The sequence below is a fragment of the Phytohabitans sp. LZ39 genome (genome assembly GCF_059359075.1).
Map to the genome: position 1 here is coordinate 293,410 of NZ_JCADBM010000004.1, position 25,680 is coordinate 319,089.

The 25,680-nt window shown below is 72.0% G+C and carries 26 protein-coding genes; 11 read left to right on the plus strand and 15 right to left on the minus strand.

Annotation, left to right across the window (positions count from 1 at the left end):
- Positions 1–9: 9 nt before the first annotated feature.
- Positions 10–1,284 (minus strand): lysine N(6)-hydroxylase/L-ornithine N(5)-oxygenase family protein, encoded by a 1,275-nt coding sequence (locus AC5L36_RS10330; RefSeq protein WP_441214733.1) that lies wholly within the window; start codon positions 1,282–1,284, stop codon positions 10–12.
- A 98-nt stretch (positions 1,285–1,382) separates the two neighbouring features.
- On the opposite strand from AC5L36_RS10330, the gene AC5L36_RS10335 reads away from it, so the two are divergent.
- Positions 1,383–2,327 (plus strand): methionyl-tRNA formyltransferase, encoded by a 945-nt coding sequence (locus AC5L36_RS10335; RefSeq protein ID WP_441214734.1) that lies wholly within the window; start codon positions 1,383–1,385, stop codon positions 2,325–2,327.
- Positions 2,328–2,435: 108 nt separating this feature from the next.
- The gene (locus tag AC5L36_RS10340) at positions 2,436–3,728 is read left to right on the plus strand and encodes a LuxR C-terminal-related transcriptional regulator (RefSeq protein ID WP_441214735.1); all 1,293 of its coding nucleotides are present in this window, start codon (positions 2,436–2,438) and stop codon (positions 3,726–3,728) included.
- Positions 3,729–4,178: 450 nt separating this feature from the next.
- Here AC5L36_RS10340 and AC5L36_RS10345 read toward each other — a convergent pair whose 3' ends face one another.
- A complete protein-coding gene (locus AC5L36_RS10345; RefSeq protein ID WP_441214736.1) occupies positions 4,179–4,463 on the minus strand; it encodes an adhesin in 285 nt (94 codons plus the stop codon).
- A gap of 161 nt (positions 4,464–4,624) precedes the next feature.
- On the opposite strand from AC5L36_RS10345, the gene AC5L36_RS10350 reads away from it, so the two are divergent.
- Genes AC5L36_RS10350 through AC5L36_RS10360 form a run of 3 tightly spaced genes read left to right on the plus strand, consistent with a single transcriptional unit; the run spans position 4,625 to position 6,911 of the window.
- Positions 4,625–5,809: a sialidase family protein gene (locus AC5L36_RS10350; RefSeq protein WP_441214737.1), complete on the plus strand. Its 1,185-nt coding sequence runs from the start codon at positions 4,625–4,627 to the stop codon at positions 5,807–5,809.
- A 44-nt stretch (positions 5,810–5,853) separates the two neighbouring features.
- On the plus strand, positions 5,854–6,564 hold the full coding sequence (locus AC5L36_RS10355) for a FadR/GntR family transcriptional regulator (protein ID WP_441214738.1): 711 nt from the start codon (positions 5,854–5,856) through the stop codon (positions 6,562–6,564).
- A gap of 29 nt (positions 6,565–6,593) precedes the next feature.
- Entirely contained in the window at positions 6,594–6,911 is a 318-nt protein-coding gene (locus AC5L36_RS10360) for a type II toxin-antitoxin system PemK/MazF family toxin (protein WP_441214739.1), read from the plus strand.
- Between the two features lie 11 nt (positions 6,912–6,922).
- Here the strand turns inward: AC5L36_RS10360 and AC5L36_RS10365 are convergent, their stop codons facing one another.
- The 4 genes from AC5L36_RS10365 to AC5L36_RS10380 form a co-directional block, all read right to left on the minus strand.
- Positions 6,923–8,239, minus strand: a complete 1,317-nt coding sequence (locus tag AC5L36_RS10365) for a hypothetical protein (protein WP_441214740.1) — start codon at positions 8,237–8,239, stop codon at positions 6,923–6,925.
- Positions 8,240–8,241: 2 nt separating this feature from the next.
- Positions 8,242–8,769 (minus strand): SigE family RNA polymerase sigma factor, encoded by a 528-nt coding sequence (locus AC5L36_RS10370; protein WP_441214741.1) that lies wholly within the window; start codon positions 8,767–8,769, stop codon positions 8,242–8,244.
- A 123-nt stretch (positions 8,770–8,892) separates the two neighbouring features.
- Positions 8,893–9,954: a lytic polysaccharide monooxygenase auxiliary activity family 9 protein gene (locus tag AC5L36_RS10375; protein WP_441214742.1), complete on the minus strand. Its 1,062-nt coding sequence runs from the start codon at positions 9,952–9,954 to the stop codon at positions 8,893–8,895.
- Between the two features lie 206 nt (positions 9,955–10,160).
- Positions 10,161–11,579, minus strand: a complete 1,419-nt coding sequence (locus AC5L36_RS10380; protein ID WP_441214743.1) for an LVIVD repeat-containing protein — start codon at positions 11,577–11,579, stop codon at positions 10,161–10,163.
- A gap of 161 nt (positions 11,580–11,740) precedes the next feature.
- On the opposite strand from AC5L36_RS10380, the gene AC5L36_RS10385 reads away from it, so the two are divergent.
- Positions 11,741–12,409: a DUF305 domain-containing protein gene (locus AC5L36_RS10385; RefSeq protein ID WP_441214744.1), complete on the plus strand. Its 669-nt coding sequence runs from the start codon at positions 11,741–11,743 to the stop codon at positions 12,407–12,409.
- Positions 12,410–12,418: 9 nt separating this feature from the next.
- On the opposite strand, the gene AC5L36_RS10390 is transcribed toward AC5L36_RS10385, so the two are convergent.
- From AC5L36_RS10390 to AC5L36_RS10400, 3 genes are all read right to left on the minus strand, one after another.
- Positions 12,419–13,675, minus strand: a complete 1,257-nt coding sequence (locus AC5L36_RS10390; RefSeq protein WP_441214745.1) for a coiled-coil domain-containing protein — start codon at positions 13,673–13,675, stop codon at positions 12,419–12,421.
- On the minus strand, positions 13,675–14,085 hold the full coding sequence (locus AC5L36_RS10395) for a hypothetical protein (protein WP_441214746.1): 411 nt from the start codon (positions 14,083–14,085) through the stop codon (positions 13,675–13,677). Before AC5L36_RS10395 ends, AC5L36_RS10390 begins: the two co-directional genes overlap by 1 nt.
- A 79-nt stretch (positions 14,086–14,164) precedes the next feature.
- Positions 14,165–14,923 carry a hypothetical protein gene (locus AC5L36_RS10400; RefSeq protein ID WP_441214747.1) on the minus strand — a complete coding sequence of 253 codons (759 nt, stop codon included), beginning with the start codon at positions 14,921–14,923 and terminating at the stop codon, positions 14,165–14,167.
- 129 nt (positions 14,924–15,052) lie between these two features.
- Here AC5L36_RS10400 and AC5L36_RS10405 point away from each other — a divergent pair, with 129 nt between their 5' ends.
- Positions 15,053–16,072, plus strand: coding sequence for a Glu/Leu/Phe/Val dehydrogenase dimerization domain-containing protein (locus tag AC5L36_RS10405; RefSeq protein WP_441214748.1), 1,020 nt, complete (start codon positions 15,053–15,055; stop codon positions 16,070–16,072).
- Here AC5L36_RS10405 and AC5L36_RS10410 read toward each other — a convergent pair.
- Both AC5L36_RS10410 and AC5L36_RS10415 read right to left on the minus strand, forming a co-directional pair.
- Positions 16,059–16,838, minus strand: a complete 780-nt coding sequence (locus AC5L36_RS10410) for a response regulator transcription factor (RefSeq protein ID WP_441214953.1) — start codon at positions 16,836–16,838, stop codon at positions 16,059–16,061. The genes AC5L36_RS10405 and AC5L36_RS10410 overlap by 14 nt on opposite strands.
- Positions 16,817–18,049: a sensor histidine kinase gene (locus AC5L36_RS10415; protein WP_441214749.1), complete on the minus strand. Its 1,233-nt coding sequence runs from the start codon at positions 18,047–18,049 to the stop codon at positions 16,817–16,819. Before AC5L36_RS10415 ends, AC5L36_RS10410 begins: the two co-directional genes overlap by 22 nt.
- Before the next feature lie 151 nt (positions 18,050–18,200).
- On the opposite strand from AC5L36_RS10415, the gene AC5L36_RS10420 reads away from it, so the two are divergent.
- The 3 genes from AC5L36_RS10420 to AC5L36_RS10430 all read left to right on the plus strand — a co-directional run bounded on the left by AC5L36_RS10420 (position 18,201) and on the right by AC5L36_RS10430 (position 20,983).
- Positions 18,201–19,088: an ABC transporter ATP-binding protein gene (locus tag AC5L36_RS10420; RefSeq protein ID WP_441214750.1), complete on the plus strand. Its 888-nt coding sequence runs from the start codon at positions 18,201–18,203 to the stop codon at positions 19,086–19,088.
- Positions 19,085–19,843: an ABC transporter permease gene (locus tag AC5L36_RS10425; RefSeq protein ID WP_441214751.1), complete on the plus strand. Its 759-nt coding sequence runs from the start codon at positions 19,085–19,087 to the stop codon at positions 19,841–19,843. Before AC5L36_RS10420 ends, AC5L36_RS10425 begins: the two co-directional genes overlap by 4 nt.
- 180 nt (positions 19,844–20,023) lie before the next feature.
- The gene (locus AC5L36_RS10430; protein ID WP_441214752.1) at positions 20,024–20,983 is read left to right on the plus strand and encodes a DUF3500 domain-containing protein; all 960 of its coding nucleotides are present in this window, start codon (positions 20,024–20,026) and stop codon (positions 20,981–20,983) included.
- Between the two features lie 57 nt (positions 20,984–21,040).
- On the opposite strand, the gene AC5L36_RS10435 is transcribed toward AC5L36_RS10430, so the two are convergent.
- The gene (locus tag AC5L36_RS10435; RefSeq protein WP_441214753.1) at positions 21,041–22,231 is read right to left on the minus strand and encodes a PP2C family protein-serine/threonine phosphatase; all 1,191 of its coding nucleotides are present in this window, start codon (positions 22,229–22,231) and stop codon (positions 21,041–21,043) included.
- Positions 22,228–22,518, minus strand: a complete 291-nt coding sequence (locus AC5L36_RS10440; RefSeq protein WP_441214754.1) for an STAS domain-containing protein — start codon at positions 22,516–22,518, stop codon at positions 22,228–22,230. The genes AC5L36_RS10435 and AC5L36_RS10440 overlap by 4 nt, the downstream gene beginning before the upstream one ends.
- A 104-nt stretch (positions 22,519–22,622) precedes the next feature.
- On the opposite strand from AC5L36_RS10440, the gene AC5L36_RS10445 reads away from it, so the two are divergent.
- Complete coding sequence (locus AC5L36_RS10445) at positions 22,623–23,384, plus strand: class I SAM-dependent methyltransferase (RefSeq protein WP_441214755.1); 762 nt, start codon at positions 22,623–22,625, stop codon at positions 23,382–23,384.
- 334 nt (positions 23,385–23,718) lie between these two features.
- On the opposite strand, the gene AC5L36_RS10450 is transcribed toward AC5L36_RS10445, so the two are convergent.
- Together AC5L36_RS10450 and lpdA are read right to left on the minus strand one after the other, a co-directional pair.
- Positions 23,719–24,288 carry a hypothetical protein gene (locus AC5L36_RS10450; protein WP_441214756.1) on the minus strand — a complete coding sequence of 190 codons (570 nt, stop codon included), beginning with the start codon at positions 24,286–24,288 and terminating at the stop codon, positions 23,719–23,721.
- A gap of 11 nt (positions 24,289–24,299) precedes the next feature.
- Entirely contained in the window at positions 24,300–25,679 is a 1,380-nt protein-coding gene (gene lpdA, locus AC5L36_RS10455) for a dihydrolipoyl dehydrogenase (RefSeq protein WP_441214757.1), read from the minus strand.
- Position 25,680: the final 1 nt, after the last annotated feature.

Here is a 25,680-nt window from a genome sequence, read left to right on the forward strand (position 1 = left end):
GTCGAAGGGTCAGGCAGTCGTGAACTGCGGGGCGGGCACTCCCGCGCCGACGATCGAGGCCAGGATCTCGGCGGCCCGGATCGCGGTGTTGGAGAGCAGCGACGACGTGATGCCGTGGGTGTGCTCGGTGCCGCCCTGTAGGTAGATGCCCGGTCCCAGCGCGGGATCGGTCACCACCCGGTAGTCCCGCCCCACCCGCAGCCGGCCCGCCTCGTCGCGGTCGCAGGGGCAGGACGCCAGCAGCGGGCCCGGGTCGGCGGGGCGGTAGCCGGTGGCGTAGATCACCGCGTCGGCGTCCAGCACCGTCCGCTCGCCGGTGGCCAGGGACTCCACTGTGGTCCGGACGCCCGAGGCCGTCTCGACCGCGTCGGTGACGCGGGAGACGTTGAACAGCCGCAGCCGCTGGGCGCCGAGCACCTTCTCGCGGTAGACCCGCCGGTACAGCTCGTCGATGAGGTCGATGTCGACGACGGAGTAGTTGGTGTTGGCGTGGTAGTCCACAAGGGACTGTTTGACGTCCGCGGGCGCGTCGTAGAAGTCGTCGACCGCGGCGGGGTCGAAGATGCGGTTGGCGAACGCGCTGTCGTCGGCCGGGCTGTACCCGTACCGGGAGAAGACCGCGCACACCTCGGCCGCCGGAAAGCGCTCGTGCAGGAACGCCACCACCTCGGCCGCGCTCTGCCCCGCCCCCACGACCACGAAGCGCCCGCCGTCGGTGAGCTCGCCGGCCCGTTCGAGCAGACCGCGGTTGTGCCAGATCCGGCGCGACTGGACCACCCCGGCCGGCAGGTGCGGGCGCAGGCCGGTGGCGAAGACCACGTTGCGCGCGCGGTAGACGCTCACGCCGTCGGGGCTGCGCACGGTGACGTCGAGGAAGCCGTCGGCCGGCTCGACGCTCAGCACCTCGTGGCCGTAGCAGACCAGGTCGTCCACTTTGGCCGCCGCCCACTCGAGGTAGTCGTGGAACTCCACGCGAAGCGGGAAGAGGTTCTTGTGGTTGATGAAGTCGATCAACCGGTCCTTGCTGTGCAGATAGCAGAGGAAGGAGAACTCGCTGGTCGGGTTGCGGAGCGTCACCAGGTCCTTGAGGAACGAGACCTGCATCGTGGCGTCCTCGATCAACATGCCGCGGTGCCAGCCGAAGTGCGGCTGCCGCTCCAGGAAGACGCCGGTCGTCTTGTCCGCGGAGATCGCGTTGTGCTCGGCCAGCGCGATCGCCAGTGCCAGGTTCGACGGCCCGAAGCCGACACCGACGAGGTCGTACACGGGTACCGCCTGCGACATGCCTGCCCCATCACTCGGTTGCGACTTAGGACAGCCTTGCTTAAGTTATCGAGTTAGGCAAGCCTTGCTTAACTGATCACATTTTGTGGAGGGCACTGATGCGGGTCGTTATGTTCGGGTATCAGACCTGGGGGCATCGCACCCTCCAGGCACTGCTCGAGTCCGGTCACGAGGTAGTCCTCGCGGTCACCCACCCGAAGAGCGACCACGCGTACGAGAAGATCTGGGACGACTCGGTCGCCGAGCTCGCCGAGAAGCACGGGGTGCCCGTCGAGATCCGCAGCCGGCCCGACGAGAGCCTCGTCGAGCGGCTGCGCGAGGTCGAGCCGGACGTCATCGTCGCGACCAACTGGCGCACCTGGATCCCGCCGGAGATCTTCCGGCTCCCCCGCCTCGGCACGCTCAACGTGCACGACTCGCTGCTGCCCGCGTACGCCGGCTTCGCGCCCCTGATCTGGGCCCTGATCAACGGCGAGGAGCAGGTCGGTGTGACCGCGCACATAATGGACGACGACCTCGACGCCGGCGACATCGTGCTCCAGCGGGCGGTGCCGGTCGGCCCCACCGACACCGCCACCGACCTGTTCCACCGCACGCTCGACCTCTTCGGACCGATCACAGTGGACGGTCTCGGGCTGATCGCGAGCGGACGCACCGATTGGGTGAAGCAGGACCGTTCCAAGGCCAGCTTCTTCCACAAGCGATCGATTGAGGACAGTCGCATCGACTGGAGCTGGCCCGCCGAAGACATCGAGCGGCTCGTGCGCGCGCAGTCCGACCCGTACCCGAACGCGTTCACGTACCACCGGGGGCAGCGCCTGCGGATCCTCGCCGCGGCCGTGTCCACGGGTCGCTACGGCGGCACGCCCGGTCGGATCTTCATCCGGGAGGGCGACGGCGTGGTCATCGTGGCCGGCGCCGACGCCCGGCATGGCCGTAACCACGGACTTCTCGTCAAACGGGTACGCCTCGAGGACGGCACTGAGCTGCCCGCGGCGGACCACTTCACGACCATGGGCGGGTACCTCACACCCCACGCCTGATCACAGTTTGACGCAAGAATCCCCTAGGACCGGCCTCCCATCGCTTGACACTTATCTGAGTCTATGTAACAAAATTGAAACGTAGTCCTAACCGCCGGGGAGGCCGGTATGGGACAGGTTTCGGCACCGAGTGGGCACCTGGTGCGGGTGGCCATCCGCTCGCCCCGGCGCCTGTTCCGCGACACGCTGGCGGTCTGCCTGTCCGGGCAGCCCGAGTTCACGGTCGTCGGGCACGTCTCCGACGACGCGGCCCTGCTCGGCCTCTGCGACCTGTGCGGGCCTGACCTGGTCGTCTACGACGCGGGCGCCGGCGTGGGCGAGGCACTGCGCGCCCTGCGGATGCTGCGCACCCGCTTCGTCCGCCTCCGGCTCATCGTGATCTACGACCGGCTCACGCCCGCCGACCTGTCCGGCAGCCGCCAGGTCGGCGTCGACACGCTGATCCCCTGCTCGCACGGGCTCGACGCGCTGCTCATGCTGCTGCACCAGCACGTCGACGCGCTGCGGTCCGGCGTGGCGGTACCGGTGCCGGGCGGGCTGACCACCCAGGAACGCGAGATCATCACCCTCACCGCCGCCGGGCACCCGGTCAGCCGCATCGCCGAGCTGCTCATCACGACCCCGTTCGCGGTGGAAAACTGCAAGCGGCGGATCTACCAGAAGCTCGCCGTCACCAGCCAGAGCCACGCGATCGCCCGCGCCATCACGCTCGGCCTGGTCAACCGCGCGCCACTGCCGCGCCCGCGGGTCTACGCGGCCGGCGGCCTCACCCTGGCCGTCCTCTGTGGACCGGACGTGCCCGCCCGCTACGACGTGGCGGTGGCGCTGCTCGCCCAGCACATCCCGTTCGTCACCGACGGCGGGAACGGCGGCGAGGGCCTCGACCTGTGGGACCACGCCGGCTCGGGCACGGTCCCGGTCATCCTTGTCGACCCGGACGCGGAGGCGTGGCAGCGACTCGGCGACGCCCGCGTCCCCATCATGGTGGTCACGACCCGCCCCATGAGCCGCGGCGAGACCCTGGACGTACTCGGCCGCGGCGCGGTGGCCATCGTGGCCGCGGAACGCATCGGCGAGGCCCTGGTGCCCGCCCTCACCCTCGCCGCGGCCGGTCACCTGACCATCGACCCCGCCGCCGCCAACTGGCTCATCGCCGCCGCCGGCACCCACGCCGGCGAGGCGGACGGCGGGCTGCCCGAGCTCACCATCCGCGAGGGCGACATCCTCCGCTCGATCGCGGCCGGCCACAGCGTGCGGCAGACGGCCCGGTCACTCGGGATCGCGGAGAAGACGGTGGAGAACACGCAGGCGCGCCTGTTCCGCAAGCTGGGGGCGCGGAACCGGGCGGGCGCGCTGGCCACCGCCCACGCACTCGGCCTCCTCGAACTCCTCGACCCTTAGGTTTGCCCACGTCCGCTTTTGGTTGCGCGCCGCATGCTCCCGCGGGCCTCAGCTTCGCTTGTGGTCGCGGTTAGATCGGCGCCTCCGGCGGGGCCACAGTGTCTGGGCGGCTCCATGATCGTTAGCCCTCCAGCTGTGCGACACGCCGGGGAGAGTCCGGTTTGCGGGCTAACGATCATCGGGCGGAGCGGTCGCGCGGTGGGCTTGTCCCGCGGACCCGGCAGTGGACGGCCGGGGATTTCGGCTCGCCCTGCGAGCCGCCGGCCGGGAGCGGTGCCCGCGGGAGCATACGGTCTACCGCTGACACGGACCTGGGAAAGAGTCTGTTCCGGATTTGACCGTGCGTTGTGGCCAGTCTCGCGACCCCCGACCGCGAAAGCTCTCCAGAGCGGTGATCAGGGAGTTGGTGGAGCGCCCCACCGACTCCCTGATCGACACGCCAGACCTCACTCAACCAGGCTGCTCGCCCACGGCGAACTGGACGGCGCCGTTGGCGTCGACCGCGGCGTCCAGGCTCTTGTCGTCGAGGATGCGGGCCGCCTCGGTCTCCAAAAAGACGCGGGCGCCGGCCTCGTCGCGCACCTCGTCGCCGTCCATGGGCTCGGCGGCGAGGGTGAGCATGAGCGCGCCTTGGGCGTCGTCGGTGGCGATGCGCAGGCCGGCGCCCTCGGGCACCTGGGGCTGCTCGGTGAGGTTGCGGATCACCGCCACCGCGTTGTCGGTCAGCGTGAGCATCGGAAGCTCCCTCCGGTTTTCTGCATGCAGGGTCCCGGCCGCCATACCCACGGATCCGCCGCCCGAACCTTGTCTTGACGACATCGACATGCCCACTTACCGTCTCGAAAGGAACAGCGGACGTCCTATGTCTGATCGCCCACCAGCGAGTGGAGGACCCCATGACCCGCCTGCCGAGACCTGCCGTACTCCTGTTCACCGCCGCCCTCCTGGCCACCGCCGGGTGCGCCGAGGCCACCGCCGCCGGGGGTGACCGGGAGCGGTGTTCGAGCTCCGTCCCGTACGTCGCCGGCACCGACGGGTACAGCGCCTTCCGCATTCCAGCTGTCGTGGCCGCCCGGTCGGGCGCGCTGCTGGCGTTCGCCGAGGGGCGGGTCGGTGGGCTCGGTGACGCCGGCGACATCGACCTCGTGCTGCGGCGCTCCACCGACGGCGGGTGCACCTGGGGGGCGCTCCAGGTGGTCGCGGACAGCGGCGCCAACACCTCCGGCAACCCGGCGCCCGTCGTGACGGCCGGTGGGCGGGTGGTGTTGCTGTCGACGTACAACGGCGGGACGGCGACCGAGGCCGCGATCATGCGGGGTGAGGTGCCCGCGGACCAGAGCCGGCGGGTGTTCGTCCAGACGAGCGACGACGACGGGGCGAGCTGGACGGCGCCGCGCGAGATCACCGCGGCGGCCAAGGCGGCCAACTGGCGGTGGTACGCGACCGGGCCCGTGCACGGCATCCGGCTGGCCCGGAGTGGGCGGCTGGTCATCCCGGCCAACCACTCGATCGCCCCGCCGGCCGGCTCGCCCGACAGCGGCACCGAGGCGAAGTACTACGGCGGGCACACGCTCTACAGCGACGACGGCGGCGAGACGTGGGCGATCGGGGCGGTCGACGACAACCCCAACGGGTACCTCAACGTGAACGAGACCACCGTCGCCGAGCTGCCCGACGGGCGCCTCTACCTCAACACCCGCGAGCACAACGGCACCGGGCCGGGAAACCGGGCGGACGCGTACAGCGCGGACGGCGGGGTGACCCTGGAGAAGCCCTACCGGCCGCAGGCCACGCTCACCGGGCCGGTCGTGCAGGGCAGCGTGCTCCAGCTGTCCGGGCCGGGCGCGCCGCTGGTCTTCGCCGGGCCCGCCGACCCGGCCGCCCGCGCGGCGCTGACGTTGCGGGTGAGCACCGACCGGGGCGTCACGTGGCGGGCCGCGCTGCCGCTCTCCGGGTTGCCCGCGGCGTACTCCGATCTGGTGCAGCTCGGCACCACGCTGGGTGTGTTGTACGAGACCGGCGACTTCGGTGCCAACGAGCGGATAGCCTTCCAGCGGATACCGATCCAGCAGCTTCGATAGGGTAACCTCGGACGTCCTATGACTCGCGCGAAAGACGGAAGACCATGACCCCACCGCGGCGGGGAGCCAGCGAAAACCAGCGGGCGCTGCAAGAGGCGATCAAGGAGCTGATCGTGCGGCGCGGACTGGCCCCTGGCTCCCTGCTGCCGACCGAGACCGAGCTGATGGCCGAGCTCTCGGTCAGCCGCCACCCGCTGCGCGAGGCGATCAAGGCGCTCCAGGCGCTCGGCATCGTCGACATCCGCCACGGCCTCGGCACGTACGTGGGCACGCCGTCGTTCTCGCCGCTGGAGGCCGGCCTCACGTTCCACTCGCACCTCTCGCTCCGCGGCGACCTGCGCGACATCGGCGACCTGGTGCAGATCCGCGAGGTGCTGGAGACCGGGCTGGTGCGCCAGGTGCTCGCGCTCGTCGACGACGCCGACTTCGACACCCTCGAGACCGCGGTCGCCGCGATGGAGCGGGAGGCCGCCGACGGGCGCTACTCCCCCGAGGCCGACTGGCTCTTCCACAAGACGCTCTACGAGCCGCTGCGCAACGAGCTGATCAGCGACCTGCTGCGGGTCTTCTGGAGCGTCTTCGACAAGGTGAACGCCGAGCTGCCGCGCACGGTCGAAACCCCGCAGGTGGCGGCGGCCGCCCACCGCAACATCCTCAACGCGTTGCGCGACGGCGACGGGCAGGTGCTCGCCGCCGCCATGGCCGACCATTTCAACGACATCCGTGAACGGATCTCGCGCGTCCCGCGCCGGTGAGCGCGCGGCGGCGGGCGTAGCATCGGCCCGTGAACCGCGGTGAGGTGTGGACCATAGGAGACCGCACCGACCTGCGGTACCGGGTCGTCGTGCTCTCCGGCGACACGCACAACGACCGCCCCAACGCCGCGCCCTACTGCGCGCCGGTCGTGCGGCAGCGCGGCAGCATCACCGACCTGCCGCCGTTCGCGGTGCCGCTGTCGGAGACCGACCCGGTGTCGGGCGTCGTCGTGGTCAACCGCATGCGCCGCCTCCCGGTGACCTCCGGGGCCGAGCGGCTCGGCATGATCACCGGCGCCAGCCTCGCCCGCGTCGACGACGCGCTGCGCAACCTCTTCGACCTCTGAGCGCGGCGGGGTCAGCAGCTCCACATCAGCAGCTCGGTGCCGGTGGCCGTCGCGGCGCGCTCCTTCGTGGACAGTGCCCCGGCCTCGGGGGGCTGCGGGAAGCGTTCGCCGTACAGGCGGCGGTTGTCGTCGCTCAGCGCGGTCGGGTAGCCGTCGGCCGGTCCGGGCAGGGTGGTCAGCTTGCCGGCGGGTGAGATGACCGTCGGGCCGGCGTCGCCGGGGATGGCGACCCAGCCGGTGGCGTTGACCGCCGTGGCCGGCATGGCCAGGTCGGGCCAGTGGGTGACCTCGCCGGTGCGCAGGTCCCAGCGGGCGGGCGCGGTCACCAGGTTGCCACCGGCCACCGCCTTGCCGAGCATGTCGAGCACGCGCCGGTCGGGCTCGCTGCCCTGCACGCGCGGGGCGACCTGGTGGGCTGGCGGGGGGCCTTCCTCGACCGGGAGCCCCACCCAGCCGGCGGCCCAGTGCCCGCGGACGGCGAGCACCTGCCCGGCGGCCGCGCCCGGCGGGAGGTCGAGGGCGCGACCGGTGCCGTCGGGGTGCCAGGCGTACGGTGCGGCGCCCTCGCCGCGCGTGCCGACCACCGTGCCGTCGCCGCCGACGCCGGAGCCGCGCACGTCGCCGGGGCGGGTGAGCAGCACCGGTCCGCGGAGCGGGTCGGCGTGCGGCCACGACACGACCGCGAACCGCACGCCGCGCCACGCCTCGCCGGTGACGTCGCCGCCCTCGTCGACGGCGAGCGGCGTCCACCATTCGTACCCGTCGACGGGGGCCAGCTTGACGGTCGAGCCGTCGTGGTAGATCCAGGCCAGCGGGCCGCCGTCGGCGGTGGCGGACGTGCCGACCACGACGCCGGAGGAGTTGACCGCGCGGGGCTCTGCGTTCGTGCCGACGGCGGGCAGCACCTTCGGCTCGCCGCCGGTCCAGAGCACCGGGCGCACGGAGCCGTCGGGCCGCACCAGGCCGGCCGCCGCGTACCGGCCGGTGGGGTCGGCGACGACCTGCCCGGTGAGCCTGCCCTTGCCGGCCGGTGCGGGCAGCGCCGCCACGGTGCAGGTGCTGAACGGCGGCGGGGTCGAGGTCACTGTCTCGCCGATCGGCACGTCCAGCCGGTCGGCGCCTTCGGTGCGGTCGAGCGCCTGCCCGACCGCCGCGGTGCCGGCGAGGGCGAAGACGGTCGCGGCGGCCACGGCCGCGTACCGGCGGCGGCGCCGCACCACTCCCCCGGCCTCGATCGCCCGCGACAGGTCGGCGTTGGCCGGCGGGACCCGCGCGGTCTCCAGCAGCACGCGAACGTCGTCGGCCCGCTCCTCGAACGGATCACTCACGCTTACAAGCCCCCACCCTTGCCCGTGCCCGCCCCGGCGAACGGTGCCTCCTGGCCGAGCCGTGCGCGCAGCGTGGCGAGGCCGCGCGCGGTCTGTGCCTTCACATTGCCGGTTGAGCAACGCATCGCCGCCGCCACGCTCTCCACCGGCATGTCGCAGAGGAAGCGCATCACCAGCACCGTGCGCTGGCCCTTGGGCAGGTCGGCGAGCGCCCGCACCACAAGGTCGCGCTCCTCCACGCCGCTGTCGCCGGACGCGCCCCGCTCCGGGGTCGCCGACATCAGCCACACCTTCGACCAGGCCAGCCGCTTTTCGTCGATGTACGTGCGGACGAGCATGCGGTGCACGTACCCGTCGAGGTTGTCGGCGGCCCGGGCCCGCGCCCAGTGCACGTAGAGCTTGGTGACGGTGGTCTGCACCAGGTCGTCGGCGCGGTGCTCGTCGCCGCACAGCAGGTAGGCGGCGCGGTGCCACCGGGCCAGCCGCGCCGAGACGAACTCGACGTACTCGGACGTGTCGTCCGTCCGCATACGGTGCACTCCTCCCCCGACCACCCTCACCCACGATGACGGGCGGCGGTCACGGCGGGGTTGCGGTGGCGGCGAAGAAAAAAGAGCGGGCCCCGCGAGGGGCCCGCTCCTGTGTGCGGTTGGTTACGCGCCGCACACGTTGTCGTTCAGGCGGATCCCGGTCGGGCCGGGCGAGCCGCTGCTGGTGAACCCGATCGTCGCGGACGCTCCCGCGGCGAGGGTCGAGTTCCACGACGGTGCCGCGGCGGTGACCGTGGTGCCGCTCTGGCTCACCGTCGCGTTCCAGCCGCTGGCGACCGTCGCACCGGCCGGCATCGTCCAGGTGGCCGTCCACGGGCTGAGCGGGGCGGTGCTGTTGTTGCGCACCGTCACCTCACCCTGGAAGCCACCGGACCACTGGCTGCTGATCCGCGTCGTCGCGGTGCACGTCTGCGGGCCGCTGGTGGACGGCGGCGGGCTGGTCGGCGGCACCGACGTGGGCGGCGGGCTGGTCGGCGGCGGAGAGGTGGGCGGGGTGCCACCGAACTGCACGTCGACGCAGTTGTAGAACGCCTCGGGGCTGTCCGACCGCTGCCAGATCGAGTAGATGATGTGGCGGCCCTGCTTCACCGGCAGGCGGGCGTTCCAGTAGTACTCGTTGCCGGACGAGCCGTTTTGCGTGGGCGGGTTGGTCACCTGGTCGAACGGCGTCGCCTCGAGGTCCGACCACTTCAGCGGCTGGTTCGGGTCGAACCCGTCCCGGGTGATGTACTGCGTCCAGGTGCCCGGGTGCGGCGCCCACGCGTTGTACCGGAACTGCATCGTGCTGCCCGACTGGACCTGGGTGACCGGCCAGTCGAGGCGGCCCGCGTTGTAGGCGGCGTACTTGGTGGTGCCACCGCCGCACAGCTGGCCGTCGGCGATGATCGTCCGGTGGTTGCCGGCGGCGTTGCTTTGCAGCACGCCGAACCAGTCCCACAGCGGCTGCTTGCCGCCCTGGGCCACGGCGGCCACGCAGGCCGGGTTGGTGGGGTTGATGTCGCCACCGCCGCCCGCCAGGCCGTCCTTGTAGCACGCGTACGTGCGGGTGGCCGGAGACACGAACGCGCCGTGCGCCTCCACCGGACTGGGTTTCAAGAGCAGCGGAATCCCGCTGCCCAGTAGCGCGGCGGCGGCGAGCACCGCCAACCTGCGTCTCGCTTTCACTTTCGTTGCCTTTCGTCGCGACTGCACAGGGTCGCCCGGACAGGCGAGGGCGCCCACCGGGGGTGCCGCCCGTTGACACCCGTGCCCGGCGCGCCCTTCGCGGTCGAGAAAGGCCACTCGCGTCCGACTATTGAATCATGCGAATACATGAGCGAACAAACAGGCCCGGCCTCCGCGGAGGCCGGGCCTGGTTCGCCGGTACAGGCTCAGTAGCGCGTCTGGGTCTGCGCGTTGAGCTGGTGGAACCTGTTGAACTCGGCGCCGAAGAGCCGCCAGTCACGCACCTGGAGGACGTCGAGGCCCTTGGTGATGTCGTTGGAGTAGATGTAGCCGTTGTAGTAGTACGCCGACCACGATCCGGCCAGGACCAGGTCGGTCGCGGAGACCGGACCCCGCTCCCAGTACGCGATCTCCTTCGGGCGGGACGAGTTGGTGAAGTCCCAGATGGAGATGCCGCCCTGGTACCAAGCCTGCACCATGATGTCGCGGCCGGGCACCGGGATCAGCGAGCCATTGTGCGCGACGCAGTTCTCGGTCTCGGCGTTCAAGCGGGGGATCTTGAAGTAGCTCTTGAACACGAGCCGGCGGTGCTTGCCCCAGCCCTGGATGTCGTAGATCGCGTCCGCGCCCTTGGTGGACGGGACGCTCGCGAGGCACTCCGCCGCCACGCCGCCGCCCAGCTCGTCGGTGAAGACGACCTTGGTGCCGGCGTTGTTGAACGTGGCCGAGTGCCAGAAGGCGAAGTTGACCGTGTCGCGCACCCGGGTGATCACCCGCGGCGCCTCCGGACGGCTGATGTCGAGCAGGATGCCGTCACCCATGCACGCGCCCGCGGCGATGTCCTTCTTCGGGTACGCGGTGATGTCGTGGCAGCCGCTGGTCTCGGTGCTCGGCGTGCCCGGCGGGTTGCCAGAGTCGCCCGGGAACAGGTTGGGCGTCGCCACGACCGCCGCGGAGGTCGGGTTGCGCACCGGCACCTTGACGATCGAGATCAGGTCGTGCGGCGGCTTGCAGTCCGGGAACGTCTCCGACGGGAAGTACGACGACACGTACACGTAGAGCGAACGGCGGTCCTTGCCCGGCACCAGCGTGTGCGTGTGCGAGCCGCAGTTGGTCTCCACGGACTTCACGTAGCGCGGGCTGGCCTTGTCGCTGATGTCGAAGATGCGGATGCCTTCCCAGGCCGCCTTGTTGGTGGCGGAAAGGCTCGTGCTCTGGCACGAGTCGTCGCTGCGCGACGAGTCGACCGACATGATGAGCAGGTTGCCGTCGACCGAGACGTCACCCTGGCCGCCGGGGCAGGACACCTGGGAGACCAGCCTCGGCTGCGACGGCCGGCTGATGTCGAAGATGGCGAACCCGTTGAAGTTACCGGCGAACGCGTACTTGCCCTGGAACGCGATGTCGGAGTTGATGCCGTTGGCGAGCGGGCCCGAAAGGGGCACGTTCGTCAACAGGCGGATGTTGTTGCTGCTGACGATCTCGTCGACGCCGGGGATCTCGTTTGTGGACGGCGACTGGGCACTCGTCGGGGAGGCGGAGGCCGCGACAGCCAGCGTGAGAGCGAACGCGGCCGCCGCGACGGCACTGAGCCGCCGCAACCCTTGTGGGGCCGATCTGAACATGGGCATACCCCGTCTTTCAGGCCCTTTCAACGGCGAAAGGGCGCCAGATTGGTGCACACCTTACCGAGGCATCGTAACCGTCGATGTGACACCCGTCACTCGGATACTCAGGTCGGCGATATACGATCGCGCGCACCCTGCGATTACGGAGGTCAGTCTTGATGAGCCGTCGCACGTACGCGGTGATCGGCGCCGTAGTGGTGGCGGTAGCCGGCGTCGCGATAGCCCTCGGCGTCCGCGCGGCCGGCTCGGGCGACGACCCGGCGGCGAGCGCCTCCCCGACACCGACCACGTCGCCGGTCCCGGTGATCGTGCCCGGCCGCCCCGGCGAGTCCGCGTCGGTCATCCCCTCCGACAAGATCCCCGCGCCCGACGGCAGCCTCTACAACCAGGCCGACGCCTTCTTCATGCGCATGATGATCCCGCACCACGCCCAGGCCCTGGAGATGGCCGCCCTCGCCCCCGACCGGGCCGGCCACGAGCAGATCCGCGCCCTCGCCTCCCGCATCACCGCGGCGCAGAAGCCGGAGATCGCGGTGTTCCAGGCCTGGCTGAAGGCGCGCGGCCTCCCCGAAGACCAGGCCGGCCACAGCCACGCCGGCATGTGGGGGATGCAGCCGCCGGAGGCCCTGAAGGCGCTGGCCGGCATGCGCGGTGACGCGTTCGACAAGATGTTCGTCGACATGATGGTCGCCCATCACGAGGGCGCGGTCGCGATGGCGACGGACGCACTGCGCGCCGGCCGCGACCAGGAGGTGGAGCGGCTCGCCACCGGCATCGCCGCCGAGCAGCAGGCCGAGATCGGCCGAATGCGCCAGATCCCCCTGTAACGCCCGCGCTCAGTCGCGCTGTCGGGGCCGCACCAGCACCACCTTGTGCGGGTCGACGCCCGGCCGGTGGTAGAGCTGCGGCACGACCCGGGCCTCCGGAAACTTCTCGACCTCCAGCAGTCCCTGTTCGAACGCCTTGCGCATAGACTCGCCGAACGCGAGCGACGAGTAGACGCGGGCCGCGAACATGCGGGCCATCGTGTCCGGCAGCCGGCCGCGCATACCGATCACCACATCCAGCAGGCGGGCCGCCGCGACCGCCTGCTCCTCGGAGTCGCAGACGTTGAAGAACGCCACCCGAAGGTGATCGGCCGACGCCTTGAACATCCGGACCAGCAGGTCGGTCGGCACCGGCTCCGGCCGATCAGGACCGCCGGTCATGATCAGTGCGCCCGGCTGGCCGTGGCCGCTGAAGTGGACCATGTACGGCTTGTGCCGGTTGAACATGGGCATCAGGTCCAGCGGACGCGTCGCCTGCCATGCCTTGAGCCGGACGTACGCCGCCAGCGTGGCGTCATTGATCTTCATTTCGATCTCACGCGCCTCCTCGGCGACGTCGACCGTCGTCTCCTTGGGCACGTGGGACGCGAAGAGCAGGACGGTGACGCGCTCCGGGAGTGCGTCGAGCTCCGCCTCGGGGATGGCGCGCGAACAGGGCTCGGACACCGGCTGGAAGTCCGGATTCCAGCCCCTCCGCTCGACCGTCGGCTCGACGGCGTTGGTGATCTGGGCGACCGTGCCCTCCACCGCGCGGAACGTCACCCGCGCGTTCGCGACCTCGCCGGCCAGCCGATCGATCCGGGTGCCGATGGCCTTGACCGCACCGGCCTGGCCGGCCTGGCCGCTCCGGAGTGCGCCGATCGCGTCCGTCAGCGCGCCGACCCGGGTCTCCAGCGCGGACAGCCGCGCGCCCAGGTCGTCCACACCCTTCCGCAACAGGTCGTGCTGGCGCTCAGCGCCCAGGAGGAGCTCCGATGCGGCCCACATCGCGGCGATGAAGTCGACGATCTCCTTCTCCTTTGCTTCGAGCCTCCCTTGCAGCGCCTTTTCCTGCGGCCGGATAGCCATCTTGGCCTCGTGCGCGTTCTGCGCCTTCCGGTGCAGATGGCTCCGCCGCGACCCGGTGCTGCCGCGCATCTCCTCGATGAACTCGTTGTATTCGTCGGTGAGGTCGTCGCGCCGATCCCGCAGCACGCGGATCTGCTGGAAGATGGCGGCACGATCGGCAAGGAGGACCGAGAGCCGCTCGAGGTTGAACGCCGGCATCAGGCGCCCGCTCCGCCGGACTGCTCGTCGGCCAGTGCGGTCAGTAAAGTGGCGACGGCCTCGACGAGCTTCTCCGGTAGGTCGTCCGTGGCGTATCCGTCGGTCTCGAACACCACCGAACCACCCACCGGCGTGTGCCCGACCGCCACCGTGATGCGGCGCCGGCCCGCCGGGTCGGGTCGCGACGACCGCCAAAGCCGACGGACGAGCCGGGCGACCTCATGCCGGCCGACCAGGATGGACACCGCATCCGCACCCAGGCCGAGCCCTGCGCCGAGCACGGCCGCGGCCGCCTGTGCGGCGTCGAGCACCTCTCCCGCGCCACGGTCGTCGCCGCGTCGGAGGAACCCGTCGCTGTGCAGGTCTCCGGCCAGCTCCGGGGGGACTCGCACGTAGAAACCGGCCGCCATGAGTCAACAGACTAGAGACGGATCGACGGGACGGAACGGATCGACCAAGATCTGTCAATCGATCCGCCGCCACCCCGGGTCAGCAGCCGACGCGGGTGGTGCTCAGGGCTATGTCGTCCATGAGGATGTCGTAGGCGGGTGGGGTGGGGTCGCCCTGGTAGAGCTGCCAGCCGATCTTCACCGTGTCGAAGCGCGGGAAGACGAAGTCGACCGGGTTGCCGCCGTGGTCCTTGGTGGTGACGGTGAGGTCGGGCTGGGGGCGGCCGTCGATCCAGATGTCGATGCGGTTGTCGGCGGCGTCGGCGCGCCACTCGACGCACTGCCAGCGGCCGGCCACGGAGGGGGCGGACTCGCGCCAGTTCGTCCAGTCGCCGGTCGGGCCGCCGTCGGCGCCGACGCCCCACAGCGCGCGGTCGAGTGTCGGGACGTACTGGCCGCCCAGCGGGCGGACGATCTCCGGGCCCTGGCCGGTGGCCTCGACGAGCGTGTAGTGGGCCCAGTCGGGCGCGGTCGGGAAGGCCGCCACGCGTAGGCGGAGGCGGCCGAAGAAGCTGTTGCCGGGCGCGGCGAAGTCGTCGACCTTGAGGAAGGCGCGGCCGTTGCCCTCGGTGTGCACGTGGAGTACGCGGTCGCCGCGGTGGCGTTCGACGGTGAGGGTGCCGTGCTTGGTGTCGATGCCCCACTTGAGGCTGGCGGCCCCGCCCAGCGGCATGCGCTCGAAGTCCTCGCAGAACAGCAGCCGGTCGGAGCATCCGCCGCGGGAGTGCGCCGGCGCGGCGGCGGGAGCGGCGAAGAGCAGGAGTACACCGGCCGCGGCGGCCGCCAGGCGAGTCATCATGTCGATATTCTTACATATCTCGATGGAGTGTCGGTCGAACGTCGTTCGGTTCCGCGCGGATTTTCCGGTGGCGTCCGGATTTGCTTCGGCGGCGCTGGTCATGCGGCTGAAAGCGAATAGCGTCGGGCCATGACGTTCGATCATGAACAGCTTACCGTCCACAAGGGACGACGCAGCGGGCTGCCGGTGGCGATCGCCGTGCACTCCACCGTACGGGGCATGGCGATCGGCGGGTGCCGGCTCAAGCACTACGCCGACTGGCGCGACGGGGTGGCCGACGCGCTGCGGCTGGCCGAGGCGATGACGTACAAGACCGCGGTCGCCGGCCTCGACCACGGCGGCGGCAAGACCGTCGTGGCGCTACCGACCGCGGCGCCGTTGACCACCGACGAGAGGCACGACGTGCTGCTCGACGTGGGCGACGCGGTCGAGTCGCTCGGCGGGCGCTACGGCACCGGGCCCGACGTCGGCACCGGGCCGGCCGACATGGTGACGATCGGCGAGCGCACGCGGTGGGTCTTCTGCCGCCCGGCCGAGCGGGGCGGCAGCGGCGACTCGTCCGGCCCGACCGCCGAAGGGGTGCTCGCCGCGCTCGCCGCCCTCTGCGCGCACCGCTTCGGCAGCGCGGACATGGCCGGGCTGCGGGTCACGCTGATCGGGCTGGGCCACGTCGGCACCCACCTGGCGAAGGCGCTCGCCGGCGCCGGCGCGATCCTCACGGTCACCGACGTCGACCCCGGCCGTCGCACGCTCGCGGACGCGATGGGCGCGGCCTGGGTGGCTCCGGCGGAGGCGGCCACCGCGCCGGCCGACGTGGTCGTGCCGGCCGCGCTGGGCGGGCTGTTGACACCCGATCTTGTACCGCGCCTGCGCTGCGCCGCCATCGCCGGGCCGGCCAACAACCAGCTCGCCGAGGAACGCGTCGCCGACATGCTGCACGAGCGGGGCGTGCTGTGGGTGCCCGACCCGGTGGTGAGCGCGGGTGGCGCGATCTACGGCACCGGCGTGGAGCTGCGCGGCCTGACCCCGGCGGCGGCGCTCGCGGAGGTGCGCGGGATCGGCGCGACGGTCACCCGGATACTCGGCGCGGGCATGAGCCCGCACCGCGCGGCGAAGGACCTGGCCGAGGAACGCCTCAGGGGAGCGTGAGGCCGGCGTCGTGGGCGAGCAGCGCCACCTGCACCCGGTTGTTGAGCTCCAGCTTGGTCAGCACCCGGGACACGTGCGCCTTGACCGTCGCCACGCTCATGAAGAGCTCGCCGCTGATCTCCGCGTTGGACTTGCCCTGGCCGACCGCGACGGCGACCTCCCGCTCCCGCTCGCTCAGCCGGCCGAGCAGCGCCAGCGCGTGGCGCCGCCGCCCGTCCGCGCCGGTGTCGCTGACGTGGTCGATGAGGCGGCGGGTCACGGCGGGCGAGAGCATCGGCTCGCCGAGCGCGACCCGGCGCACCGCGCGCAGGATCTCGGCCGGCGGGGTGTCCTTGAGCAGGAAGCCGCTGGCGCCGGCCCGGAGCGCGCGCAGCACGTACTCGTCCGCGTGGAACGTCGTCAGCACGATCACCTCGGGCGGCTCGGGCCGGCGGCGCAGCGCCTCGGTGGCGGCGAGACCGTCGAGGCGGGGCATGCGGATGTCCATGAGCACGACGTCGGGCGCGTGCGAGCGGACGGCGGCGGCCACCTCGGCGCCGTCGGAGGCCTCGCCGACCACCACGATGTCGTCCGCGCCGCCGAGGATCATCGCGAGGCCGGCGCGGACCAGCGCGTCGTCGTCCACGATCAGGACCTTGATCGGCGCCTGGCCGCCCGCGGCGCCGACGCCGCCGGCCCGCGCGCCACCCGGAAAAGCGCCCGCGGCGCCGTCGCCGCCGGGCGGCGGGCCGCCCGGGAAGGCGCTCACGCCGGCCACGGCAGCCAGGCCCAGAGCCGGAAGTCGCCGGACGCGGTGCGGCCGCTCTCCAGCCGCCCGCCGGCGAGCGTGGCCCGCTCGGTGAGCCCCACGATGCCGGTGCCCGTGCCGGGAATCTCCGGCCCGGCCGGCACGCCCACCGGCCACGGGTTGCGCACCTCGACCGACAGGCCGTCGCCGGCCGCCCCCGCCACGATCACGTCCACAGTGGAACCGTACGCGTGCTTGCGGGCATTCGTGAGTCCTTCCTGCACGATCCGGTACGCGTTTCGCCCCACCGCCACAGGCACCGCGCCGAGGTCGGCCACCCGCCGGTCGAGGCGCACCCGCATGCCGGCCGCCCGCGACTCGTCGACGAGGCCGGGCAGGTCGGCGAGCGTGGGCTGGGGACGGTCGGGCGCCTCGTCGGCCGGGTCGTCGCGGAGCACGCCGATCACCTCGCGCAGCTCCTGGAGCGCCTGGTGGGCGCTGTCGCGGATCACGCCGGCCGCGCGGGCCACCTCCTCCGGCGGCGCGTCCGGGCGAAACTCCAGCGCGCCCGCGTGCAGGCTCAGCAGCGAGATCCGGTGGGCCAGCACGTCGTGCATCTCCCGCGCGATGCGGGCCCGCTCGGCCTGGCGGGCCTGCGCCACCCGCAGCTGCTGCTCGGACTCGGCGCGGTGGGCCCGGTCGCGGAGCGAGAGCACCAGCTGGCGGCGGGCCTTGACGACCAGCCCCCAGGCGAGCACCAGCGCCATGAACACCAGGGTCCAGACCAGGTCGACCCACATGGGGCTGCTGCTCCACTCCGGCCGCAGCAGCGGAAAGACGAAGCCGCTGGCGACGCCGACCGCGGCGAGTGCCAGCGCCACCGCGACGCGCCGGTGCACCACGACCGTGAAGAACGCGACCACCGCGGCACCGACGCTGGTCACCGACCAGAGGCCGACGACCGTCACGGCGATAGTGAGCCCGACCGGCCAGCGCCGCCGCACCCACAGGCCGAGGCAGCACAGCAGGCCGAGCAGGAAGTCGAGGGTCATCCGCCCCTCGTCGATGCCCTGCTCGAAGCCGTACGCGGCCAGGATCAGCGCGAGCCCTACCGCGAAGAGGAACAGCAGCACGTCGACGACCCAGTCGCGGGCCGTGCGCCGCACCCGCCGGCGGTCCTCCGGGTAGGGTTTCGCCAGCAGCGCGCCGGGCAGCAGCGCGCGGTATTCGGGCGTTGCCCCACCAACCATGATCAAATGGTACGACCCGGCAGGCGCCCGGGCATCCGACCAAAGTCGAATGCCGGCCATAGACCTCGGTCGGCGCGGGGACAGCCCTCGGTCACCCGCCGCCGACCTCGGGCCGATTCCGGGGTACCGGCCGGAGCCGCAGGCTGGACGCATGATCAGTGTGGAGCACCTGACCAAGCGGTACGGCCAGCACACGGCCGTCGACGACGTGTCGTTCCGCTGCGAGGCCGGGACAGTGACCGGGTTCCTCGGGCCCAACGGCGCCGGCAAGTCCACGACCATGCGCATGATCTGCGGCCTCACGCCACCCACGGTGGGCGGGGCGACGGTGGACGGCGTGCCGTACCGGCGGCTGCCCAACCCGGGCCGCCGCGTGGGTGTGCTCCTGGACGCCTCCGCGCAGCACCCGGGCCGCACCGGCCGGGAGACGCTCAGCCTCGCCGCGCACGTCATGGGCGTCGACCGCGGCCGGGTGGACAAGCTGCTCGACCTCGTCGGGCTGGACGCCAAGGCCGGCCGCAAGCGGGTCCGCCAGTACTCGCTGGGCATGCGGCAGCGGCTCGGCCTGGCGCACGCGCTGCTGGGCGACCCGCGCGTGCTCATCCTCGACGAGCCGGCCAACGGGCTGGACCCGGAGGGGATCTTCTGGATGCGTACGGTGCTGCGCGACTTCGCCGACCGGGGCGGCACCGTGCTGCTCTCCTCGCACCTGCTGCGCGAGGTCGAGGCGGTGGCGGACCGGCTGGTGGTCATCGGGGGTGGCCGGGTCGTCGCCGACGGCAGCAAAGAGGAGTTGCTCGCCGGCTCCGGGGTACGGGTGCGCGGCCTGGAGCCGGACAAGCTCGAATGGGCGCTCACCGCCGCCGGCGTGGCCGTGACCCCCACGCCGGACGGCGCGCTCGTCGCGCAGACCGACGCGGAGACCGTCGGGCGGGCCGCTACCGCGGCCGGGCTCGTGCTGCTGGAGCTCCGCCCCGCCGACGGCGGCGGGCTGGAGCAGCTCTTCCTCCAACTCACCTCGAACGGAGCGCCTCGATGACCACTCTGGAAGCGCCGCCCCGCCCCTCGCTCGGGCGCCTCACGCTCGTCGAGGTGCGCAAGATGACCGACACGCGGGCCGGCTTCTGGCTGCTGGCCGTGACCGGGCTCGCGTACGCGGCGCTGGTCGTGGTCATGCTCATCGTCGCCGACCCGCCGGACCTCACGTTCTACGGCATCTTCCAGACCACGCTGCTGCCGGCCGGCGTGCTGCTGCCGGTCATCGGCATCCTCTCGGTCACCAGCGAGTGGACGCAGCGGGGCGCGCTGACCACGTTCACGCTGGTGCCGGAGCGCGAGCGGGTCGCCGCGGCCAAGGTGCTCGCCGGCTTCGTGCTGGCCGGCGCCTCGGTCGTCGCGGGGCTGCTCGTCGCCGCGGTCGGCAACGCGATCGGGATGACGTTCTTCGACGGCGACGGCAGCTGGCGGCTGACCGCCGGCGCGCTGGGCAGCGCGGTGCTGTTCCAGCTGATCAACATGACCGTCGGCGTGGCGTTCGGCATGCTGCTGATGAACTCCGCGCTCGCCATCGTCATGTACTTCCTGCTGCCGACCGTGTGGAGCATGCTCACCAACATGATCGACGCGCTGCGGACGCCGGCCGAGTGGCTCGACCTCGGCATGACCTCCCAGCCGCTCGTCGACAACACCATGGCCGGCGCGGACTGGCCCAAGCTCGCCGCCTCCGTCGGCGTCTGGCTCGCCGTGCCACTCGCCGCCGGCCTCGCGCGCCTCCTCCGCCGGGAGGTGGCCTAGGGCCTGTCTCCTGGGTCTCGGTGGAGCGAGGCGAGATCCAGGCGGCGTCCGGGGGTGCCGGGCGAAAGGCCGCATACAACACCGGTATGCGACCTTTTCGCCCGGTGCCGCCGCTCGTCGTCTGGGCCCGCCGCAGCCCGTCGAGACCCAGGAGACAGGCCCGGGCGGTATACAGAGGAGATGGCGGCTGACGCGGTACCCGGTGAGATGTCTGAGGCTGCGACGGCGCTGCTCGCCGCGCTCGACGGCGAGCAGCGCTCACTCGCGTCGCGGCCCTTCGCCGACGAGGCCGCGCGGCGGTGGATCGAGTACCGCCCGCGGCCCCGGCCCGGCGCGTGCCTCGCGGACCTGGACCGCACCGCGCGCAAGGCGGCCCACCGGCTACTCGCGACGGCGCTGAGTCCGCCCGCGTACGCGCAGGCGATGGCGATCGTCGCCCTGGAGGAGGTGCTCGACCGCCAGGAGGGGTGGGCGCGCGGGCGGCACAGCAACGACTACTGGGTGGCGGTCTTCGGCGAGCCGGGGCGGGACGAGCCGTGGGGGTGGCGCTTCGAGGGCCACCACCTCTCGGTCACGATGACGGTCGCCGACGGGGTCGTCTCCCCCGCGCCGATCTTCCTGGGCGCCAACCCGCACCGCGTCGGGTACGCCGGCGGCACCGTGCTGCGCCCGCTCGCCGCCGAGGAAGACCTGGCCCGCGCGCTGCTCGACGCGATGGGCCGCGCCGACCGCCGCGCGGCGATCGTCTCCGACGAAGCCCCGCCGGACATCCGCACCGCCACCCGACCCGCGGTCGGCGGGCCCCTCGAGCCGCGGGGCGTGCCGGCCAGCCGCCTCGGCCCCGGCGCGCGGGCGGCCCTCTACCGCCTCGTCGCCCTCTACCTCGACCGGCTGCCGCCCGGCCTGGCCGCGCTGGAGTACGCGCGGATCGAGAGCGGCGAGCAGTGGTTCGCGTGGGAGGGGCCGACCCGGCCGGGTGGGCGGCACTACTACCGGGTGCAGGGCGAGGACGTGCTGATCGAGTACGACAACACGACCGACGACGGCAACCACGCGCACACGGTGCTCCGCCGGCCGCACGGCGACTTCGGCGACGACGTGCTCGCCAGCCACCGCGCGTCGGTGCCACACTCCGCCTAGCGCGGCCCGCTCACCCAAAATCGCGCAACGATTCGTGAAGTTGCTGCGAATGTGTGCTTAGGGTACCGACCGCTTCGCCGCCGCTTCCGACCATTCCAGCAGGAGCAGGGTGGCGTCGTCGGCCGGCGGCCCGCCCTGGTGGTCGCGGACCGCGTGGGAGATGCGTCGGGCGGTCTCGGCCACCGGGAGACCGACCGCGGCGTGGCGTTCGACCAGGTCGACGAGGCGCTCCAGGCCGAAGAGCGTGCCGTCGGCGTCGCGGGCCTCGGTGATCCCGTCCGTGTAGAAGAGGAGGCGGTCGCCACGCTCCAGGCGCTCCTCGGCGACGGCGGTGGGCGCGGGCACGCCGAGCGGGGTGCGGCGGCCACCGGCCAGCGCGCGCACCGCCTTGCCGCGGCGCAGCAGGACCGGCGGCGGGTGGCCGGCACCGACGTAGCGGAGGTGGCCGGCGTGCAGGTCGAACTCGGCCAGCACCGCCGTCACGAAACGCGAGTCGGTGAACTCCCCCTTCAGCGCGCGGTCGACCTCCTCCGCCATCTCGGCCAGCCCGGCACCGGCGCGGCGGCTGGCGCGGCTGGCGCCGAGGGCCACGGCGGTGGTGAGGGCGGCGGGCAGGCCCTTGCCGACTCCGTCGTACACGGCGAAGCGGGCCACCCCGTCGTCCACTGTGTAGTCGAACGCGTCGCCGCCCACCTCGTAGCTGGGTTCGAGCACGGCGGCGAGGACGAAGTGGTCGGTGGCGAACGTGAGCGGCGGCAGCAGCTGCCACAGCACCTCGGCGGCCGTGGTCATGGGCCGGGAGCGGCGGGCCACGACGATCGCGTCGCCGTACGCGGTCTTCGAGGTGATCATGTGCCCGACCAGGCCGGCGAGGAGGCGGGTGCCGGAGATCATCGCCGGGTCGGCCGGGTCGGCGCCGCGGACCTCCAGCACGCCGATCCGCTCGGTGCCGTTGACGATGGGCATCCAGAGGCGGGGCGGGTCGCCGGCGGACGGCACCGGGGTGAGCGTCATGAACGCCCGGCCCGCGACCGAACCCCGTATCGGGATCGGGTCGGTGGCCTTGTCGGGCGACAGCACGCGCAGCCGCTCCTGCTCGTGGTCGACGAGGTGGATGGTGACGTCGAGGCCGACCCGCGCGGCGGCCACCTCCACGATCTCGGCGAGCCCGCTCGGGCCGACGAAGTGTGCCACGTCGATCAGCTCGGCGAGCATGCCGTGCCATTCCGCGGGGCGCGGGACGCTCATAGCCCGAACAGCGGCGCCACGCCGGTGATCCGCAGAACCTCCTCGACGATGCGCCGGGGGTTGCGGACGCACAGCCGCACGCCGCTCCGCTGGGCCGCCTCGCGCCCACGCAGCAGCGCGCGCACGCCGCTGGAGTCGAGGAACGGCACGGCCGACAGGTCCACCACCACGTCGCGCTGGGCGCGGGCGAGCGCCGCCTCGATCTCGGCGACCACGCGATCCTCGGCCTGCATGTCCAGGTCGCCCTCGAGGTAGATCACGGCTACCTCGTCCCGCGCGAGTGTCATCGGTCGCCTCCTAAGCCGTGATCAAATCTCAGTTACCCCGGACCGACCCTACTCACACACGCGGCCCTCGACAGCTCTGCCGCCAGGTAACTAGTCTGAGGCACATGAGTCCTTACATCGTGGAGGCGGCCGCCTGGCAGGAAAGCTGGGACCGCCAGCAGGAGGCGTACATGCCGGACCGCGAGGAGCGCTTCACCGCCCTCCTGGACACGGTCGACGCGGTCACCGCCGGACGCGCACCCCGCGTACTCGACCTGGCCGGCGGCACCGGCTCGATCTCACTGCGGCTGCTGCGGCGCTTCCCCGAGGCCACCACCACCCTCCTCGACCTCGACCCGGTGCTCCGCCACATCGCCGCCGGAACACTCGGCGAGCGGGCCACGGTGGTCACGGCCGACCTGCGCACCAAGGAATGGCTGTCGGCCCTCCCCCACCAGGACTTCGACGCGGTGCTGACCGCGACCGCGCTGCACTGGCTGGACCCGTCGCGCCTGGCCGAGCTGTACGGCGAGATCCGCGAAGCCCTCCGCCCCGGCGGCGTCTTCGTCAACGCCGACCACATGCCCGACGACGGCCTGCCCGGCTTGTCAGCCCGCCTCGGCGAGCGCGCGGACGCACTCCGCCACGCCCGCTACGCGGCCGGCGCGGCCCTGTCGTGGGCCGACTGGTGGGATCGGGCGGCGGCCGACCCGACGCTGGGGCCGCTGGTGATCGAACGCAAGCGCCTCTTCACCGAGCACCACAGCTCGGAGTGGACGCCACCGGTGTCGTGGCACCTGGAGGCGCTACGGGCGGCGGGGTACGCGGAGATCGGGCTCGTGTGGCGCGGCGCGCGGGATGCCGCGGTGGCGGGGGTCAAGGGCTAGGCATCTTTGCCCGCGTCCGCGTCTGGTCACCCGCCGCCACTCCCGCCCGGTACCGCTCGCCCGTGCGCTGCGCTTAGCTGAGGCTGCGCACGCGCTCCTCGAATCAGGCCGCGCGCACGCGCCGCACTCGGCCCGGGTTTCGGGCGAGCACCAGGTCCACATGGCGGGACAAGCGGCTCGCATCTGAGATGCGCCATGATCGTTAGCCCGGAAACCGGACGACACGCCGGGGAGACTCTGGGTGTTGGGCTAACGATCATCGGTGGACGCATTCGTGCGAGCAGGTCGACAGCTCGCCGAGAGCCACACCGTGACCCCCGCGCGCGGAGCGTGGCTAGGCGAAAGCGCTTCGGGCGAAGCTCACGCCGCCGCGTTCGGCCGGGTCTAGGAATGGGCGAGGCACCAGGCGCGGCGGCTGCCTGATGTAGACCTGGAGCGACGCGGCCTGGACGCGGATGTCGAGCCCGTCGCCCGCGATCCGCCAGTCGGGGTCGATCCAGCCGGTGCGGGGCGTCTCCTGCCGCACCTCGCGCAGCACCGCTGCCGTCTCGACGCGGCCGTGACCCAGACGGGCCGGCCGCGCGTCGTGGCCGATGGCCGCGGTGATGCCGCCGGCGTCGCAGTCGAGTGTCGCGGGCGCGACCCACCACAGCGGCTGGCCGTCGGGGGTTTGCGGCTCGACGCGGCGGACGATGTAGTCGAAGTCGACGCGCAGGTAGTCGACGGGCATCGTGTCGTCGACGATGTCGTCCTCGTCGGGCTCGCCCTCCAGCTTGCCGACGTCGACGGCGTGGACCAGGCAGCCCTGCCAGGCCAGCACGGGGGCGTCGTCGAGCGTCCACGCGGCCGGGTGCCACCAGCGGGCCGCGGGCAGGCCGGACTCCGGGTGCGCGGGTGGAGCCACGCCCGCCAGTGTCACATGTTGATCATGTGGCCGGCCAGGCCGTGGATGGCTTCCTTGACGGCCTCGCCGAGGGTGGGGTGGGCGTGTACGTTGCGGGCGACCTCGTGCACCGTCAGGTCCCATTGCTGGGCCAGGGTCAGCTCGGGCAGCAGCTCGGTCACGTCCGGGCCGATGAGGTGGGCGCCGAGCAGCTCGCCGTACCTCGCGTCGCTGAGCACCTTGACGAAGCCGGAGGTGTCGCCGAGGCCGTTCGACTTGCCGTTCGCCGTGAAGGGGAACTTCGCGACGCGCACGTCGAAGCCCTTCTCGCGGGCCTGCGCCTCGGTCCAGCCGAAGCTGGCGATCTGCGGCTGGCAGTATGTGGCGCGCGGAATCATCACGTAGTCGAGCTCCATGGTCTCCGCGTCGCCGATCGTCTCGGCGGCCACGATGCCCATCGACTCGGCGGCGTGCGCGAGCATCAGCTTGGCCGTGACGTCGCCGATCGCGAAGATGTGCGGCACGCTGGTGCGGCAGCGGCCGTCGACGTCGATGGCGCCGCGGTCGGTGAGCTTGACGCCGGTGTTCTCCAGGCCGTAGCCCTCGACGCGGGGCTGGAAGCCGATCGCCTGGAGCACCTTGTCCGCTTCGAGCACCTGCTGCTGGCCGTCGCGCGACACGGTGACGCGCACACCGGAGTCAGACTCCGAGATCGACTCCACGCGCGTCGAGGTGAGCACGTCGATGCCGAGGCGGCGGTAGCGCTTGGCGAGCTCGGCCGACACCTCCTCGTCCTCCAGCGGCACGAGGCGGTCGAGGAACTCCACGATCGTCACGCGCACGCCGTAGTTCGCCAGCACGTAGGCGAACTCGACGCCGATCGCACCGGCGCCGGCGATCACGATGCTCGACGGCAGCGAGTCCGAAAGGATCTGCTCCTCATAAGTCACGACACGTGGGGACAAAGACGTCCCGGGCAGAAGCCGCGTCGTAGCCCCCGTCGCGATGATGCAATGGTCGAACGTCACGGTGGCATCCCCCACCCGCAACGTATGAGGATCGACGAACACACCTCGCGCGTCGTACTGCCTGATCTTGTTCTTCTTCATCAGGTAGTTGACGCCCTTGACCCGGCCGTCGGCGACCTTGCGGCTGCGCTGGAACGCGGCGCCGTAGTCGAACGTCACCTCGCCCTGGATGCCGAAGGTCTTCGCCTCCTGGGTGAAGATGTGCGCCAGCTCCGCGTTGCGCAGCAGCGCCTTCGAGGGGATGCAGCCGATGTTGAGGCAGACCCCGCCCCAGAACCGCTCCTCGACGACGGCAACCGACAAGCCGAGCTGGGCGGCCCGGACCGCGGCGGTGTACCCACCCGGTCCGGCGCCCAGCACCACGACGTTGAAGTGGTCAGTCATA